The organism is Micromonospora sp. NPDC005161 (genome assembly GCF_053599855.1).
This window is the reverse complement of the sequence record NZ_JBSFYQ010000001.1, coordinates 1-14,839: the sequence shown is the minus strand read 5'-3', so window position 1 is coordinate 14,839 and position 14,839 is coordinate 1. Positions and strand designations below refer to the sequence as shown.

General features: G+C 71.6%; 10 protein-coding genes. 6 read left to right on the top strand and 4 right to left on the bottom strand.

The window, feature by feature from the left end; all coding sequences use genetic code 11:
• Positions 1–145: 145 nt before the first annotated feature.
• Entirely contained in the window at positions 146–1,414 is a 1,269-nt protein-coding gene (locus tag ACWD5O_RS00050; protein WP_450084178.1) for an SdrD B-like domain-containing protein, read from the top strand.
• Positions 1,415–1,484: 70 nt separating this feature from the next.
• On the opposite strand, the gene ACWD5O_RS00045 is transcribed toward ACWD5O_RS00050, so the two are convergent.
• Positions 1,485–3,620, bottom strand: coding sequence for an MMPL family transporter (locus tag ACWD5O_RS00045; RefSeq protein ID WP_450084177.1), 2,136 nt, complete (start codon positions 3,618–3,620; stop codon positions 1,485–1,487).
• Between the two features lie 109 nt (positions 3,621–3,729).
• On the opposite strand from ACWD5O_RS00045, the gene ACWD5O_RS00040 reads away from it, so the two are divergent.
• The 4 genes from ACWD5O_RS00040 to ACWD5O_RS00025 all read left to right on the top strand — a co-directional run bounded on the left by ACWD5O_RS00040 (position 3,730) and on the right by ACWD5O_RS00025 (position 9,564).
• Positions 3,730–5,040, top strand: coding sequence for a histidine kinase (locus tag ACWD5O_RS00040; RefSeq protein ID WP_450084176.1), 1,311 nt, complete (start codon positions 3,730–3,732; stop codon positions 5,038–5,040).
• Positions 4,992–5,636: a LuxR C-terminal-related transcriptional regulator gene (locus ACWD5O_RS00035; RefSeq protein ID WP_450084175.1), complete on the top strand. Its 645-nt coding sequence runs from the start codon at positions 4,992–4,994 to the stop codon at positions 5,634–5,636. Before ACWD5O_RS00040 ends, ACWD5O_RS00035 begins: the two co-directional genes overlap by 49 nt.
• Before the next feature lie 202 nt (positions 5,637–5,838).
• Entirely contained in the window at positions 5,839–7,947 is a 2,109-nt protein-coding gene (locus tag ACWD5O_RS00030) for an MMPL family transporter (protein WP_450084174.1), read from the top strand.
• Between the two features lie 276 nt (positions 7,948–8,223).
• On the top strand, positions 8,224–9,564 hold the full coding sequence (locus ACWD5O_RS00025; RefSeq protein WP_450084173.1) for a nicotinate phosphoribosyltransferase: 1,341 nt from the start codon (positions 8,224–8,226) through the stop codon (positions 9,562–9,564).
• A 93-nt stretch (positions 9,565–9,657) separates the two neighbouring features.
• On the opposite strand, the gene ACWD5O_RS00020 is transcribed toward ACWD5O_RS00025, so the two are convergent.
• The 3 genes from ACWD5O_RS00020 to ACWD5O_RS00010 form a co-directional block, all read right to left on the bottom strand.
• Complete coding sequence (locus tag ACWD5O_RS00020) at positions 9,658–10,743, bottom strand: endonuclease/exonuclease/phosphatase family protein (protein ID WP_450084172.1); 1,086 nt, start codon at positions 10,741–10,743, stop codon at positions 9,658–9,660.
• Positions 10,744–11,039: 296 nt separating this feature from the next.
• Complete coding sequence (tnpB, locus tag ACWD5O_RS00015) at positions 11,040–12,467, bottom strand: IS607 family element RNA-guided endonuclease TnpB (RefSeq protein ID WP_450084171.1); 1,428 nt, start codon at positions 12,465–12,467, stop codon at positions 11,040–11,042.
• Entirely contained in the window at positions 12,464–13,039 is a 576-nt protein-coding gene (locus ACWD5O_RS00010) for an IS607 family transposase (protein ID WP_450084170.1), read from the bottom strand. The genes tnpB and ACWD5O_RS00010 overlap by 4 nt, the downstream gene beginning before the upstream one ends.
• A gap of 1,029 nt (positions 13,040–14,068) precedes the next feature.
• Here ACWD5O_RS00010 and ACWD5O_RS00005 point away from each other — a divergent pair.
• The coding region (locus ACWD5O_RS00005) for a DUF2637 domain-containing protein (protein ID WP_450084169.1) at positions 14,069–14,839 on the top strand (771 nt) is incomplete at its 3' end.

Sequence of the window (14,839 nt, the reverse complement as noted above, 5' to 3'; positions counted from 1 at the left end):
AAGCGGGGACGGATTCCTCCCCCACCCGATGTAACGCCGCGCCGGCGACCGTCGCCAAACGTCCGGAAGCATCGGTGATCTTGGGTCTACCCGGTTTGCCGCGGGGTGGCCACAACAGACCACCGTCCCTACGGACAGGAGTTGTATGAGCATCCTCCACCGACGGTCCGGCGCGGCACTCGCGCTGGCCGTCCTCGCCACCACCCTCGGGTCGGTGGCCGTCGCGAGCCCCGCGTCGGCCGCCGTGGACCGTGCCGACCTCACGGTCGGGCTCACCGTCGACCGGGCGCGGATCCCCGTGCAGGGTGAGACCGTGATGACGGACATGACGGTCGCGAACGCGGGGGTCGCGACCGCCGACGGGGTCACCGTGACCGTCGACCTGCCCGCCAACGCGTACGTCGACGGCGAGGGCCCGGCGGCGGACGGCTGGCAGTGCGCGCTGAGCGCCGCCCTGGTCTGCGCCCACGCCGCGCTGCCCGCTGGGCAGAAGGCCGCCCCGATGACCTTCGGGGTGCGGTTCCGGCCCGGCGCCGACGGCGAGAGGGGCGACATCACCGCCACCGTCTCGTCGACCAGCCGGGAGTCCAGCACCCGCAACAACACCACCCGGCAGACCGTCACCTACGATGCCGGCGTCGTCTACCCCGACCTCTACGTCTCCAGCGTGGTGCAGATCCCCGGGTACGAGGTGCTGGCCGGGGACTGGGTCAAGCACCCGATGCACTTTGCCAACAACGGCACCCAGACCGCCGAGGACGTTCGGGTCCGGGTCATCGCCGCCGCCGGCCTCTTCGGGGGCGTCGGCAACCAGTCCGACCCGTCCTGGCAGTGCACCACCGTCGTCACTGACCAGGAGTGGGAGTGCGTCAACGGCCCGCTCGCCCCGGGCGCGCAGACCCCGGTGCTCTCGTTCAGCGGCCGGGTGCCGGAGGGCGGCCAGCCCGGCGGGTTGTTGCCGGTGACCGTCACCCTCTCCACCAGCACACCCGGCGAGAACCCGCGCGGCAACACGTACCAGGGCGGCTTCGTCTACGGCACCGCCGCGTACCTGACCGGCCGGGTCTGGCTCGACGCGGACGCGGACGGCCAGCGCGACCCGGAGGAGACCGGGCTGTCCGCCGGTGAACTGGCCCTGTCGGTGCTGCCGTCCGACGGCCCCGCGCAAAACGTCACCGTCAACGCGGACGGCACCTACCGGGTGGCGCTGCGCGACGGGCAGCACGAGCTGCACGCCGAACTCTTCTCCACCACGTACCGGTTCACCACGCCGGACACCAGTGACGACGCCACCGACTCCGACGTCTTCGTCACCTTCGACGTGCCGGACCAGCAGTCGGCGCAGTCCGACGCGGTGCAGCTCGCGCAGGGCGCCGAGACGGCCCTCGACATTGGTCTGGTCAGCGTCGGCTGACGAGGTCGCCCACGGGGGCCCTGACCGGCGCGCCGCCGCTGGTCAGGGCCCCCGTCTCCCGCGGGATCTCCTATGAGGCCGCCGGTGCCCGCTCGATCGGCGGCGCCGTGACCGGCCGGAACGTTGGCCGTGCCAGGGCGCTCGGCCACCAGGTGCGGGGGCCGATGTGCAGCGCCAGCGCCGGGACGAGCAGGCTTCGGACGAGGAACGTGTCGAGCAGCACCCCGACGCCGATGATGACCGCCGACTGCACGGACGGCACCAGCGGCAGCACGCTGAGCGCGCCGAACGTGGCGGCCAGCACCACGCCCGCGCTGGTGATCACCCCGCCGGTCACGGTCAGCGCATGCAGCACGCCCTGCCGGTGCCCGAGCCGCGCCGTCTCCTCCCGAGCCCGGGTGGCGAGGAAGATGGTGTAGTCCACGCCGAGGGCGACGAGGAACAGGAACGTCTGCAGCGGGATCCCGACGAAGAGCTTCGGGTAGCCCATCGCGTCGAGGATCAGCCCGGCAGCGCCCATCGCCGCGGCGTAGGACAGGACCACGCTCGCGAGCAACAGCAGCGGCGCGACCAGCGCCCGCAGCAGCAGCACCAGGATGACGAAGACGACAGCCAGCACGAGTGGCACCACGACCCGGTTGTCCCGGCCGACCGTCCGCTCCTCGTCGAGCAGGTACGCGGTGTCCCCGCCGACCAGCGCCTGCGCGCTCGGCACGGCGTGCACCGCGGCGCGGAGCCGGTTGACGGTGTCCAGCGCCGCGTCGCTGTCCGGCGTGTGGGCCAGGACCGCCGCGATGCGCACCCAGCGGCCGTCCGGCGAGGGCTCCGGCTCGCCCACCTCGGCAACCCCCGGCACGGTACGGGCGGCGGCCACCACCTGGTCGGCCGGGCCGGCGGCGGCCAGGATCTCGGCGGGTGCGACGGCTCCCCTCGGGTAGTGCGCCTCGATCATCCGTTGGCCGGTGACCGAGCCGACCTCCTTGGTGAAGGACTCGTCATGCGGCATGCCGATGCTGAGGTTGCCAATGCCGAAGCTGAGAACCACCAGCGCCGCCGCCGTGCCCAGCCACACCGCGCGGGGCCGCCGGCCGACGAAACCGGCGATCCGGCGCCACACCCCGTGCTCGGCCGCCACGTCGAGCCCGACCGCGTCCGGTGCGTATCGCGGCACGAACGGCCAGAACAGCCACCGCCCGAAGATGACCAGCACGGCCGGCAGCATGGTGGTCATGGCGAGGAACGCCGCGACGATCCCGACCGCGCCGACCGGTCCGAGCCCCCGGGTGGACGGCAGTTGCGCGGCGAGCAGGCACAGTAGGCCGATCGCGACGGTCGCCGCCGAGGCGGCGATCGCGCCGATCGACCGTCGCAGCGCGACGGCCATCGCCGCGTGCCGGTCGGCGTGCCGGCGCAGTTCCTCCCGGTAGCGGGCGATGAGCAGCAGGGCGTAGTCCACGCCGACACCGAAGACCAGCACGGTCAGGATGCTCTGGCTCTGGAAGTCCACGGCCAGCCCGGCGTGCCGGGCCAGCAGGTACACCACGGCACTGGCGAGCTGGTTGGCCACCGCGACCGTGATGAGCGGGATCAACCACAGGACCGGGCTGCGGTACGTGACGAGGAGCAGCAACGCGACGGCGGCCGCGGTCGCCAGCAGCAGCGTGCTGTCCATGCCGGCGAACGCGTCGAAGACGTCGTCCTCGCCGCCGGCCGGACCGGTGAGCGCCGTCCGCAGGCTGGCCGGTGCGTCCGTACTCAGCTGCTCCTTGACGCCGGCCACCGCGTCGGCCCGCTGGTCGGCGTCCCCGGCGATCGGGAAGGAGAGCAGCAGCGCCCGCCCGTCCTCGCTGGCCACCGGCGGGGGCACCTGGCCGCCGTCGGCGTACCGGGCGAACGCCGTGCGGTCGCCGTCGACCTTCGCGCGGTCGGCGTCGGTGAGCCCGCCCTCGCGGACGTAGACGGCGACGGCCAGTGGCTTCTGTGAGTCCGGGAACGCCTCCTCGGCCCGCTGTACCGCTCGGCTGGCTTCGGCGGTGGCGGGCAGCGCGCCGAGGGAGTCGTTGTCCTGCACCTCGGTCAGCTTGATCGCCAGCGGCCCGGCCGCCGCGACGAGGACGAGCCAGAAGACGAGCATCACGTACTTGCTGCGCCGGCCGGACGGCATTGCGGCCAGTCGGTGCCGCGCGGTTTCCTTTTGCCTGGTCATGCCTTCGATCCTTCGGCCGTCGCAGGTGGAAGGCAGGGGTGGCAGGTCCCGAAGGCAGGTGGTGGTAGCACCACCGATTCCGGTGGCGCATCGGGCGGAGAATGACGCCGTGGACCGCTCCGTACGCTCGACCGTCTGGCAGCAGATCCGGCCCGGCGCGCTCGCCGCCGTGCAGGGCCTGGCTGTGGCCCTGCTCAGCCTGACCACCAACGTGCTGCTGCTCGCGCTGTCGGTGGTCTCCCTCGCGCTCATCCCCGCCCTCGGCATCGGGTTCGCCCTCTTCCCCGCAGTGACCGTGCTCGTACGGCTGTCGCTGACGCTGCAACGGCGCCTGAGCCGATCCGCCGGCGTGCCGATCGCCTCGCCGTACGCGCCGGTGCCCGCCGGCGCGCGGCTCGGCACCTGGCAGCGGTTCCGGTGGGTGGTCTCGGACCCGGCGACCTGGCGGGACCTCGCCTGGCTGATCCCCGGCGCGGTCACCGGCGGCGCCTGCCTGCTCGCCTTCGCGCTGGCCACGTACGGGCTGGAGGGCGCCCTCTTCGTGCCGCTGGTGCTCTACCTGAGCATCGACTGGTACGGCTACGGTGTGTTCTGGCCGATGGACAACCTCGCGAAGGCGTGGCTGGCCGCGCCGCAGGGCTGGCTGATCCTCACCGGCGGGCTGGCCGTCGCACCGGGGCTGCTGTGGCTGCACTTCCGCTTCGCCGGTTTCTTCCTCGCCCCCACCCGGGCGCAGGAGCTGGCCCTGCGGGTCCGGCACCTCGCCGCCACCCGCACCGACACCATCGACACGCAGGCCGCCGAGCTGCGCCGCATCGAACGCGACCTGCACGACGGTGCGCAGGCCCGGCTGGTCGCACTGCGGATGAGCATCGGCCTGGCCGAGCAGCTCATGGCCAACGACCCGGCACGGGCGGCGCGACTGCTCAGCGAGGCGCAGGAGACCAGCGGCCACGCCCTCGCCGAACTCCGCCACCTCGTCCGCGGCATCTACCCACCCGTACTCGCCGAACGCGGCCTCAACGGGGCGGTGCAGGCACTCGCCCTCACCGTCGCGCCGCCCATGGACGTGGACGTCGACCTGGACCTGCCCGGCAGCCCGCCCGCGGCGGTCGAGTCCGCGGCGTACTTCGCGGTGGCCGAGCTGCTCACCAACGTGGCCAAGCACAGTGGCGCCCGGCGCGCCTGGGTCTCTCTGGTGCACCGGGACGGTGTGCTGCGCACGGAGGTCGGCGACGACGGGCGCGGCGGCGCCACGCCGGACGCAGGGACCGGCCTGGCGGGCGTACGACGCCGTCTGGCAGCCTTCGATGGCACGATGACCGTGACCAGTCCGCCCGGCGGACCCACCGTCGTGACCATGGAGCTGCCGTGCGAGTTGTCATCGCGGAGGACCTTGCCCTCCTCCGGGACGGGCTGACGCACATCCTCCACGCGAACGGACACCAGGTCGTCGAGGCCGTCGCCGACGGGCCGTCCGTGCTGCCGGCGCTCACCCGGCACCGCCCCGACATCGCCGTCGTCGACGTGCGCCTCCCACCCACCTTCACCGACGAAGGCCTGCAAGCCGCCCTCGCGGCCCGGATGGAGATGCCCGGGCTACCGATCCTCGTGCTGTCCCAACACGTCGAGCAGCTGTACGCCCGGGAACTCCTCGCCGACCGCAGCGGGGGAGTCGGCTACCTGCTCAAGGACCGGGTGTCCAACGTCGGCCAGTTCATCGACGCGCTACGCCGAGTGGCCGGCGGCGGGATGGTGATGGACCCGGAGGTGGTCACCCAACTGCTGGCCCGTAACTCCGGCATGCAGCCACTGCGGGACCTCACCGCCCGGGAGCGGGAGGTGCTGGGTCTGATGGCCGAGGGGCGGTCGAACGCGGCGATCGCGGGACGGCTCTTCGTCACCGAGAAGGCCGTCAGCAAGCACATCAACAACATCTTCAGCAAGCTCGGGATGCCACCGTCGGACGACGACAACCGGCGGGTGCTGGCGGTGCTTGCGTACCTGAACAGCTGAAACTCCCGCAGCCCCCGGAGCCGAAGCATCCGAAAAGGAGTGCCACGCGAAGGTAGTCTGCACAGCGGGTAGCGAAGACTGCCGGCAGAGTGACGGGCGGGTGCCCTGGGCGCTCCAGGCCCAGACGTCGGTGGTGCCGAACACGCGGGGGAGAACCATGTTCGAGCGGCTGGGCAGATTCGTTGTGGGCAGAGCGTGGTGGGTGATTGCCGGGTGGGTTCTCGCGGCAGCCGCCATCATCCTCACCACACCGTCGCTGAGCGACATCACCTCCGCCGATCAGGAAAGCTTCCTGCCCCGCTCGTACGAGTCCGTGCAGGCCACCGAGCTCGGGCAGAAGGCGTTTCCGCAGCAGGCCACCGCGATGGCGATCATCGTGGTCAAGCGCGCCGACGGGCAGAAGCTCACGCCGGCGGACGAGGCGAGGGTGGGCCAGCTCGCCCAGTCGCTCAAGGCCAAGAACATCCCGCACACGTCCGGCTACCTGACCGGGCCGCCAGCTGTGGCGCCGGACAAGTCGGTGCAGGTGGTCAACGTCGGGCTCGACGCCCCCACCCCAGACGACCCGGCGCTGCTCGACGCCGTACGCGATCTGCGCGCGGACATCGGCCCGGAACTGGCGAACAGTGGGCTGACCGCGGGCGTGGCCGGCGACGTGGCGAGCTTCGTCGACAACGAGGACACCTTCAACAATGCCTTCGCCGTGGTCGGCGTCGCGACGATCATCCTGATCATCGGACTAATCTTGATCATCTTCCGCAGCCCCATCGCCGCGCTGCTGCCCGTGGTGGTCGTCGGCGTCGTCCTGAGCATCACGACGGGTCTCGTCGCCGCCGCGGGCAAGGCATTCGATCTCAGTGTCAGTCAGGATCTGCAGACGATCCTGCTGATCGTGCTGTTCGGCATCGGCACCGACTACATCCTGTTTCTGCTCTTCCGCTACCGGGAGCGGCTGCGCGCCGGTGACGACAAGCGCACCGCGATGATCGTCTCCGTCCAACGGGTCGGCGAGGTCATCACGTCGGCTGCTGGAGCGGTCATCGTCGCGTTCCTCGTGCTGCTCCTCGCCTCCCTGGGCTTCTTCGGCTCGCTCGGCCCGGCGCTCGCGATCGCGGTCGGCGTCATGCTGGTCACCTCGCTCACTCTCATCCCGGCGGTCGTCTCGCTGCTCGGCCGGTACGTCTTCTGGCCGTCGAAGGCGTGGCAGCGTGCGCCCAAGGCCACCATCTCGCACCGGCTCGGCGCCGTCGTCGGGCGCCGGCCGGCACTCGTCGCGGCGGCATCCGGCATCCTTCTGGTCGCGCTCGCCGCAGGCGTGCTGGCCTACAAGGCCGACTACGACTTCAGCGCCGGCTTCCCGCAGGACACCGAGTCGGCGAAGGCCGCGCAGGACCTGCAGCGCGGGTTCGCCGCCGGCGCGCTCGCCCCTACCGAGGTCTACCTGACCACCAGCAACGGGTCGCAGTTGACCGAGCAACAGGTCAACGACTTCGCGGCGGCCGTGGCGAAAGCCCCGGGTGTCGGCCAGGCACAGCCCCCGGAGCGCAGTACCGACCCGAGCGTGGCCCGGGTCAACCTGCTGCTCGACGAGAACCCGGTCTCCAACGAGGCGATCACCCTCGTCCGCGAGGACCTGCGCAGTGCCGTGCACGCGGCGGCCCCGCCCGGCACCCGGGCGCTGGTCGGCGGGACCACCGCGATCTTCGCGGACATCAACTCGGCGAACAACCGCGACCTGTCGGTGATCCTGCCGGTCGCGGCCGGCCTGATCGCGCTCATCCTCGCGCTGCTGCTGCGCAGCCTGGTCGCGCCGATCTACCTCGTGATCGCGGTGCTGCTCAACTTCGCCGCCACGCTGGGCGCCACGGTCTACCTCTTTCAAGGGCTGCAGGGCGAGCCCGGTGTCACCTTCCAGCTGCCGATCATCCTCTACCTCTTCGTGGTGGCGATCGGGACGGACTACAACATCCTGATGATCGCCCGACTACGCGAGGAGGCGCGGGAGGGCAACGAGCCGCACGAGGCTGCCGCCATCGGAGTGGAACACGCTGGCCCGACCGTCGCGGCGGCCGGGCTGATCCTGGCCGGGACGTTCGCGGTGCTGCTGCTCGCGCCGATCTCGTTCCTGCAGCAGATGGGCTTCGCGGTGGCGATCGGCATCGTGCTGTCGGCGTTCGTCATGTCGATGTTCTTCGTTCCGGCGCTGACCGCGCTGATCGGGCACAAGGCGTGGTGGCCGGGGCACGGCGACGAGCGGCGGGCCAGCGGGCCGCACACGCCGCCGGAGCCGGCGAGCGTGGCGAAGGCGTAGCGCGAGTCGTCAACGCGGAGGGTCTCGACGCGGTGCGCGCCGAGTGGCGGGCGGCGGCATGCGGACCCCTGCGAGGCGGTGTGGCCGGTGTGTTCACCGCCGTCAGGTGTACCGGGGACCGGGAGGGGTATCCGCGCCCAACTGCTGCCTCGCGGCGTGCTGGCTCGGAATCCGGGGGGCCGGACGCCCCAGCCTGCGTCCGCCCCGGACCCGACGGGTTGGCATCACCACGATGCCACCGGCCCGTTGACCGTGCCCAGTGCCGATGGAGGAATCGTGACCGGGCTGCGTACCGACCTGTACGAGCTGCGGATGGCGGCCAGCTACCTGCGCCGGGACATGGTGGAGCGTGCGACGTTCAGCCTGTTCGTCCGCCGCCTACCGCCGCAGCGTGGCTTTCTGGTGGCCGCCGGGCTGGCCGAGGCGCTGGCATTCCTGGAAGGCTTCGCGTTCGACGAGGGTGAACTCGGCTACCTGCGCGACACCGTCGGGCTCGACGAAGCGACGCTGGCAGCGCTCGCGGGGCTGCGGTTCACCGGTGATGTCTGGGCCGTGCCGGAGGGCCGCGTGGTGTTCGCCGACGAACCCCTGCTGGAGATCACCGCGCCGATCGCCGAGGCGCAGCTGGTGGAGACCGGCGTGCTGAACCTCATCACCTTCCACACCACGATCGCCAGCAAGGCCGCCCGATGCCGCGTCGCGGCCGGCGACGCGCAGCTGGTCGACTACGCGTTCCGCCGCACCCACGGCATCGAGGCCGGCGCGGCCGTGGCCCGGGCGTCCGCGATCGCCGGCTTCGCCGCGACCAGCGACGTCGAGGCCGCTCGACGGTACGGACTGCCGCCGTCCGGGACCATGGCCCACTCGTACGTCGAGGCGTTCCCCGACGAGCGCGCCGCGTTCCGCGCGTTCGCGACCGACTTCCCGACGAACCCGGTGTTCCTCGTCGACACCTACGACACGCCCGCCGGAGTGCGAGCCGCCGTCGAGGTCATCGCGGAGCTGGGGCTGACCGGCCCGGTGGGCGTGCGGCTCGACTCCGGAGATCTCGCCGCGCTCGCCGTGCAGACCCGCGCGATCCTCGACGACGCCGGGCTGACCCAGGCCCAGATCCTGGCCAGCGGCAGCCTCGACGAGGATGTCATCGCGGCGCTCGTCGCCGCGGGCGCACCCATCGACGCGTACGGCGTCGGCACCCGCATGGGCGTCTCGTTCGACGCGCCGTCCCTGGACAGCGCCTACAAACTGGTGGCCGTCGGCGACCGGCCGGTGCTCAAGCTGTCACCCGGCAAGGCCACCCTGCCCGGCCCCAAGCAGGTCTTCCGCGATCCCACCGGTGCCAGCGGCGACGTGGTGGGGCTGCGCGACGAACCGCCACCGGGCGACCGCGAGCCGCTGCTCGTGCCGGTCATGCGCGGCGGCCGTCGCCTGGCCGTCGCCGACCCGGCCGGTGAGGTACGCGCCGCGCGCGGCCGGTTCGACGCGGACCTCGCCTGGCTACCGGACCCGGCACGTCGGCTGGCGAACCCGGAGCCGCTCACCGCCGCCGTCAGCCCGGCCCTCGCCGCGCTGCACGAGCGGGTGTCCGCGCAGGTGGGGCGGGGCGGGACCTACTGACCGCCGACCGGGCGTACGCGTCGGGGCGTCATCGTGGCGGCCTGTGGCAACCCCGGGCTGGCGCGTCGGCGCCAGCCCGGAGCAGCGTTCGCGTTACTTCAAGGCCAGCACGGCCAGGTAGCCGAGGTGGTCCGAGGCCCACCGGCCGTCGGGGGTCTGCCGCTCGGTGCCGAAGATGAGGCTCGAGACGGGAACGACCGCCCCCCGGAACAGGACCATGTCGATGCGGTGTTCGACCGCGTCGGCGGGTTGGTTCAGGTCGTCGCCCAGACCCGCGGTGTAGCCGGGTTCACCCGGATGCAGGATCTGCCACGTGTCCCGCATCCCGCCGGCCACCAGCGCCGCGTAGGCGAGCCGGTTCTCGGCGACGGGCAGGTCGGGGCCCGTGTTGAGGTCCCCGGCGAGGATGACGTCACCCGGTGCCGTGGCGAGGGGGCCGGCCAGCAGCTCGCGCGCCTGCAGCACCCGAACGCCGGCGTGGAAGGCCTCCAGGTGGGTGTTCACGAACCGGAACGGGCGTCGCCCGTGCACCACGTCCACCGCGGTCCAACCGCGGGTGCTGGTCACGGTCCCGTTCGTTGCCGCAAGCGTGAAGGTGAGGTTGTTGGCGAAGGTCCCGGACGAGGAGCCGGTCACCTTCACCCGGCCGCCGTGGCGCACCAGGATCACGTCGCGCATCGTGAGCCGGACGTCGAGGAAGTGCGGCGCGCCCGCCGGCGCCTCCAGATCGGCCTCAGCCTGTACGACCGCGACGTCGTACGCGTGACCGGAGCGGCTCAGCTCGCCCATGAGCAGCGCCAGGTAGTCGTACCGGATGTCGGTGGCAGGTGCGGGGTCAGCGAACGTGCCGGTGCGCCACAGGGCGACCTCCTGCAGTCCGACCAGGTCCGGCTTGTTCTTGGTGATCTCCCGGGCGAGCAGCTTCGCCCGGGCGGGAAAGTCGACCAGGTCGACGTGGCCCAACAGCGCGGAGTTCGCGGCCAGGAACGCCCCTGGCGTCGGCGCGCCGATGGATGGCGTCAGATCGCCGCCCAGATAAAGGTTCCGGGTCATCACGGTGACCTTGGATTTTCCTTCGGCGTGGACAGGTGTGCTGAAAACGCCGAAGCTGACCAGGGCGATGGCGGCTGCGAGGGTGACCCTCGCCGTTCGCCAGGAGGTGGTGGGTGTCGGGAGCATCCTCTTCGATCCTCTCTCCCGGCGACTACGCCGGCGTCGGACGTGAGTTCGATCCGGTGGTGCGGATGGGGACGCGTGAGGCGGCGTCGCGACCTGTCGGCGGGGCGCGGCCCGAGGCGGTGCGTGCACCGTATCGCCGCGAGGCGGTCGGAGACAGCCGTGGATATCGGCGGTTCGGCCCCACCCGTCTACCGGTACGGGTACTCGACGGTATCCACGGAACCAGCCGAACCGGTCGACGGCTACGACGTGTCCTGCGCCGTCGCGCGCGGTTGTACCGGGTGGACGCGGAACCGTTACCTTTCAGTGAGCAAACGTGACTCCTGATTGGCAGTCGTCCGTTGCCGGGCGACGTTGACCGGATGAGCCGGTCTAGACGCTTCACGGCCCGCAGCCCCGCCTGCGCATGCAGGTCTTACGGGTCTTACGTAGGCTCCACGTCCTGTTTTTGCGTCGCCCAGCAACTCCAGGTCGACGTGCCGCACGAGCGCGGCAAGATTACGTGCGGCGTTGACGTCCCGGTCCAGGGACAGCCTGCACGCGGTGCAGTGGAACCTGCGCTCGGCCAGCGACAGCTTGGGTTTCACCGTCTTGCAGGCGGAGCATGTCTTGGAGCTGGGGTACCACCGGTCGGCGACGTACAGCGTGCCGCCGTACCAGCCGGTCTTGTAGCCGAGGTGCCGGCGCAGCGTCGCCGGGGCGGCGTCGGTCAGGGACCGAGCCAGTTTGCGGTTACGAACCATCCCGGCCACGTGGAGGTCCTCCACGACGACCGTGGTGAACTGCTGCGCCAGGCGGGTGGTGAGCTGGTGCCACGAGTCGGCGCGGACGGCCGCGACCGTGGCGTGCAGTCGAGCCACCGCCTCCTGTGCCCGCTGCCACCGGTTCGACGCGGTCCGCTTGCGCCTGGCCTCCGGGTCGTAGGGGCCGATCCGCCGGGCCGCACGGCGCTGCGCCTTGCCGAGTTTCTTCAACGCGGCCTTGAACGGCGCCGGGTTCGGCACCATCTCGCCGGTGGACAACACGGCCAAGTGCTTGATCCCGGCGTCCACCCCGACCACCCGGCCGGCCTTCGGCGCGTGCGCCGGCCGTCCGACCGTGCGCCGGACGGCGACCTGGAACGAGCAGGACCACCGTCCGGCGGTCTCCGTGACCGTGGCGGACAGGATCGTCGCCGTGCCGGCCTTCACCCGGCGGGCCAGCTTACGGGTGGACTCGTGGGTGCGGATGCGTCCCAGCCGGGGCAGCACCACGTGCCGGTAGCCAGGGTCGACCCGGATCGCGCCGGTGGTGAACCGGGCCGACCTGCGACCGTGCTTCCTCTTGGTCCGGGGCCAGCCCATCCGGCGGCCCTTGCGAGCACCGGCACGCGAGGCGTGCCAGTTGCCCAGCGCCGCGGACAGGTTCGCCAGCCCGGTGTTGAACGCCTCCTTGGAGCACTCCGCCCACCACGGCGCCGCCCACTGCTTGATCTCGTTCCAGGTGCGCCGCAGGTCCGGCAGGGACCAGCCCTGCCACGGCGTCAGGTCGGCCTCGGCCACCCCGTAGCTGGCCTCGGCAGCCCGTTGCGCCTTCACCGCGCTGACCCGGCGCAGCATGTGGTTGTAGGCGAACCGGGCCGCACCGGTGTTGCGGCGCAAGCCGAGAACCTGGGCGTCACTCGGGTCCAGGGCGAACCGGTACGCCTGCACGGTCCAGCCGGCCGGCGGCTCGTACCGCTTCACGACTCGTCCTTGGCGGTGGCCGCGGCCACGGCGCGGCTGGCCCGCTTCGCCGCGGCCCGGCGGCCGTACAGCCGGGCGCACAGGCTGGTCAGGATCTCCGTCACGTCCCGCACCAGGTCGTCGTCCACCTCGGCCGGGTCGGCGACCAACAGCCGGCGGCCCTGGGCGGCCAGCGCCGCCTCAACGTACTCGGCGCCGAACCGGGCGAACCGGTCCCGGTGCTCGACCACGATCGTCGTCACGGACGGGTCGCGCAGCAGCCCGAGGAACTTCTTACCTCGGCCGTTCAAGGCGGAGCCCACCTCGGTCACCACGCTGGAGACGACCATGTTCTGCCCGGTGACCCAGGCGGCCACCCGGGCGACCTGCCGGTCAAGGTCGGCTCGCTGATCGACCGACGACACCCGGGCGTAGACAACCACCTGGCCCTGGGTGTCGTCACTGACAACGTCCACCATGATCGTTCCCGACGGAAGACGCCGAGCGGGCACCGGCATGGTTCCCTCGCGGAACCATCGGTACGCGGTCTGTGGGTGCACCCCGTTGCGGCGCGCCCACTCAGCAAGCTTCATGAGACCGATACTAACACTCACATATTCGCATGCCTGATCACAGAAAGGCGACCCGGTGGCGACGGACGGGACGGCGGTGGGCTGGCGGGCCCGGTGGGTCAACCGAGAGAACGAGCGGCGGCGCACGGCGTATGAGACCGCCTAGCTCGGTGGCAGTGGATCACTTGGCCGTTGCGCCGCCGCGTAGCGATCCGAACAACGACGGCGGCTGAGGCTGAGCGAGGACTGAGACCCACCACCCACGACCGCGATGGGCGACAGCTGCACTGGTCCCCGACTCACGCTCGTCCATTCGGTGAGATCCCCGTCCCGCGAGGGTGGTCAGATCTGGAGGTTTCCGCCCATGACTGGGCGGACCCACGCGGACTGCGAGCAACAGGAAGGGACTGACCAACACTCCACCGGACTGACGTCAAGGCTCCGTGGCCGATCCGCGTGAAATTCGAGGTTGACTTGACGGTGTTCCCGGGGCGTACTGGATACACGTCTCCGCACTGCCGACTGGCGCGGTCGGCCAGAAAGAGGCGGGCGGGCACTCCTGGAGTCGGGTTGCCTGCTCTTGTTCGCGCCGACGGTGCTGTGACCGTCGAGAGAAGGGGGCCCGCATGAAGGATCGTTCGTCGGCGAGTTGAGCCGCCGCACCACCATGGCGCTTGTCGAGCGTTGCCGGTGGCGAGAGTCCTGACCTCTTGTGGCTCGGCTTGGCCGTCCGCCCCCTGTCCGCCTGTTGACCGCAGCCTGCTGTGCCGGTTGTGGCGACGCCTGCTGCCCTGGTGCCTGCCCCTGCGCATGGCAGGAGGGGTTCCGTCCGGACGGGCGTCAGCCGGCAGGGTCGCGTCTGCCCAATCCCCTGATCCGAGCGGGCTGGACTGCACCCCCATCGCCCGCCTTGAACATCATTCAACTGGAGCACGAACATGACATCAACTCACATCAATCAAACGAAGCCGACTGCCAGGTCGGTCCGCCCCTGTACGACGACGGTAGTCAAGATTGCGCACGTGCCTCCTCACCATCGGAGGTGGGCCGTTGGCGACAACTGAACAGCGATCCCACGACGTCCCCGCCGATCAGCGGTCGGGGCGGGAGCGGCTGGAAAACCGCATCCAGGTGCTGATCATGTTGTTGATCGGCGGCGCGGCCGGCGCGGCCTCTTTCCGGCACGTGCATGACGTCGCGGCGGCACACGGCCAGCCGGGCTGGCTCGCCTGGGCCGACGCGGTCGTGCTGGAGTTGACTTCGATCGCCGCCGGTCTGGAGCTGCGCCGCCACCGGCGCCTGGGTACCAGCGTCGCCTTCCCGGCGACCGTCCTGACAGTGGCGGTGTTCCTGTCCCTCGCCGCCCAGGTGGTGGAGGCGGAAGCGTCGGCGATCGGCTGGATCGCCGCCGCGCTGCCTGCGCTCGGCTTCCTGACGATGGTGAAGATCGCCCTCGGCCGCGCCGACCCCGCCCCACCCGAGCGCACCGCCCGGCCCACGCGGGACGCCCCAGGACCGCCGCTGATCGTCGAGGCCGGGGTCCCGGACACCCGCGAGCCGGTCCCCGCACCGCCACTGCCGGTCTCCACGAACACTGGCCCGGTCCGGGACTGCATCGCCGTGGTCCCGGACCCGGGGGTCCCGGACCCGGGGGTCCCGGACCCGGGGGTCCCGGACCCGGCGGTCCCGGACCCGGCGGTCCCGGACCCGGCGGTCCCGGACCCGGCGGTCCCGGACCCGGCGGTCCCGGACCCGGCGGTCCCGGACCCGGTGTCCGGCAGCGGCAGGGTCACCACACTGCGCCCGCCGGCCACGTACGGC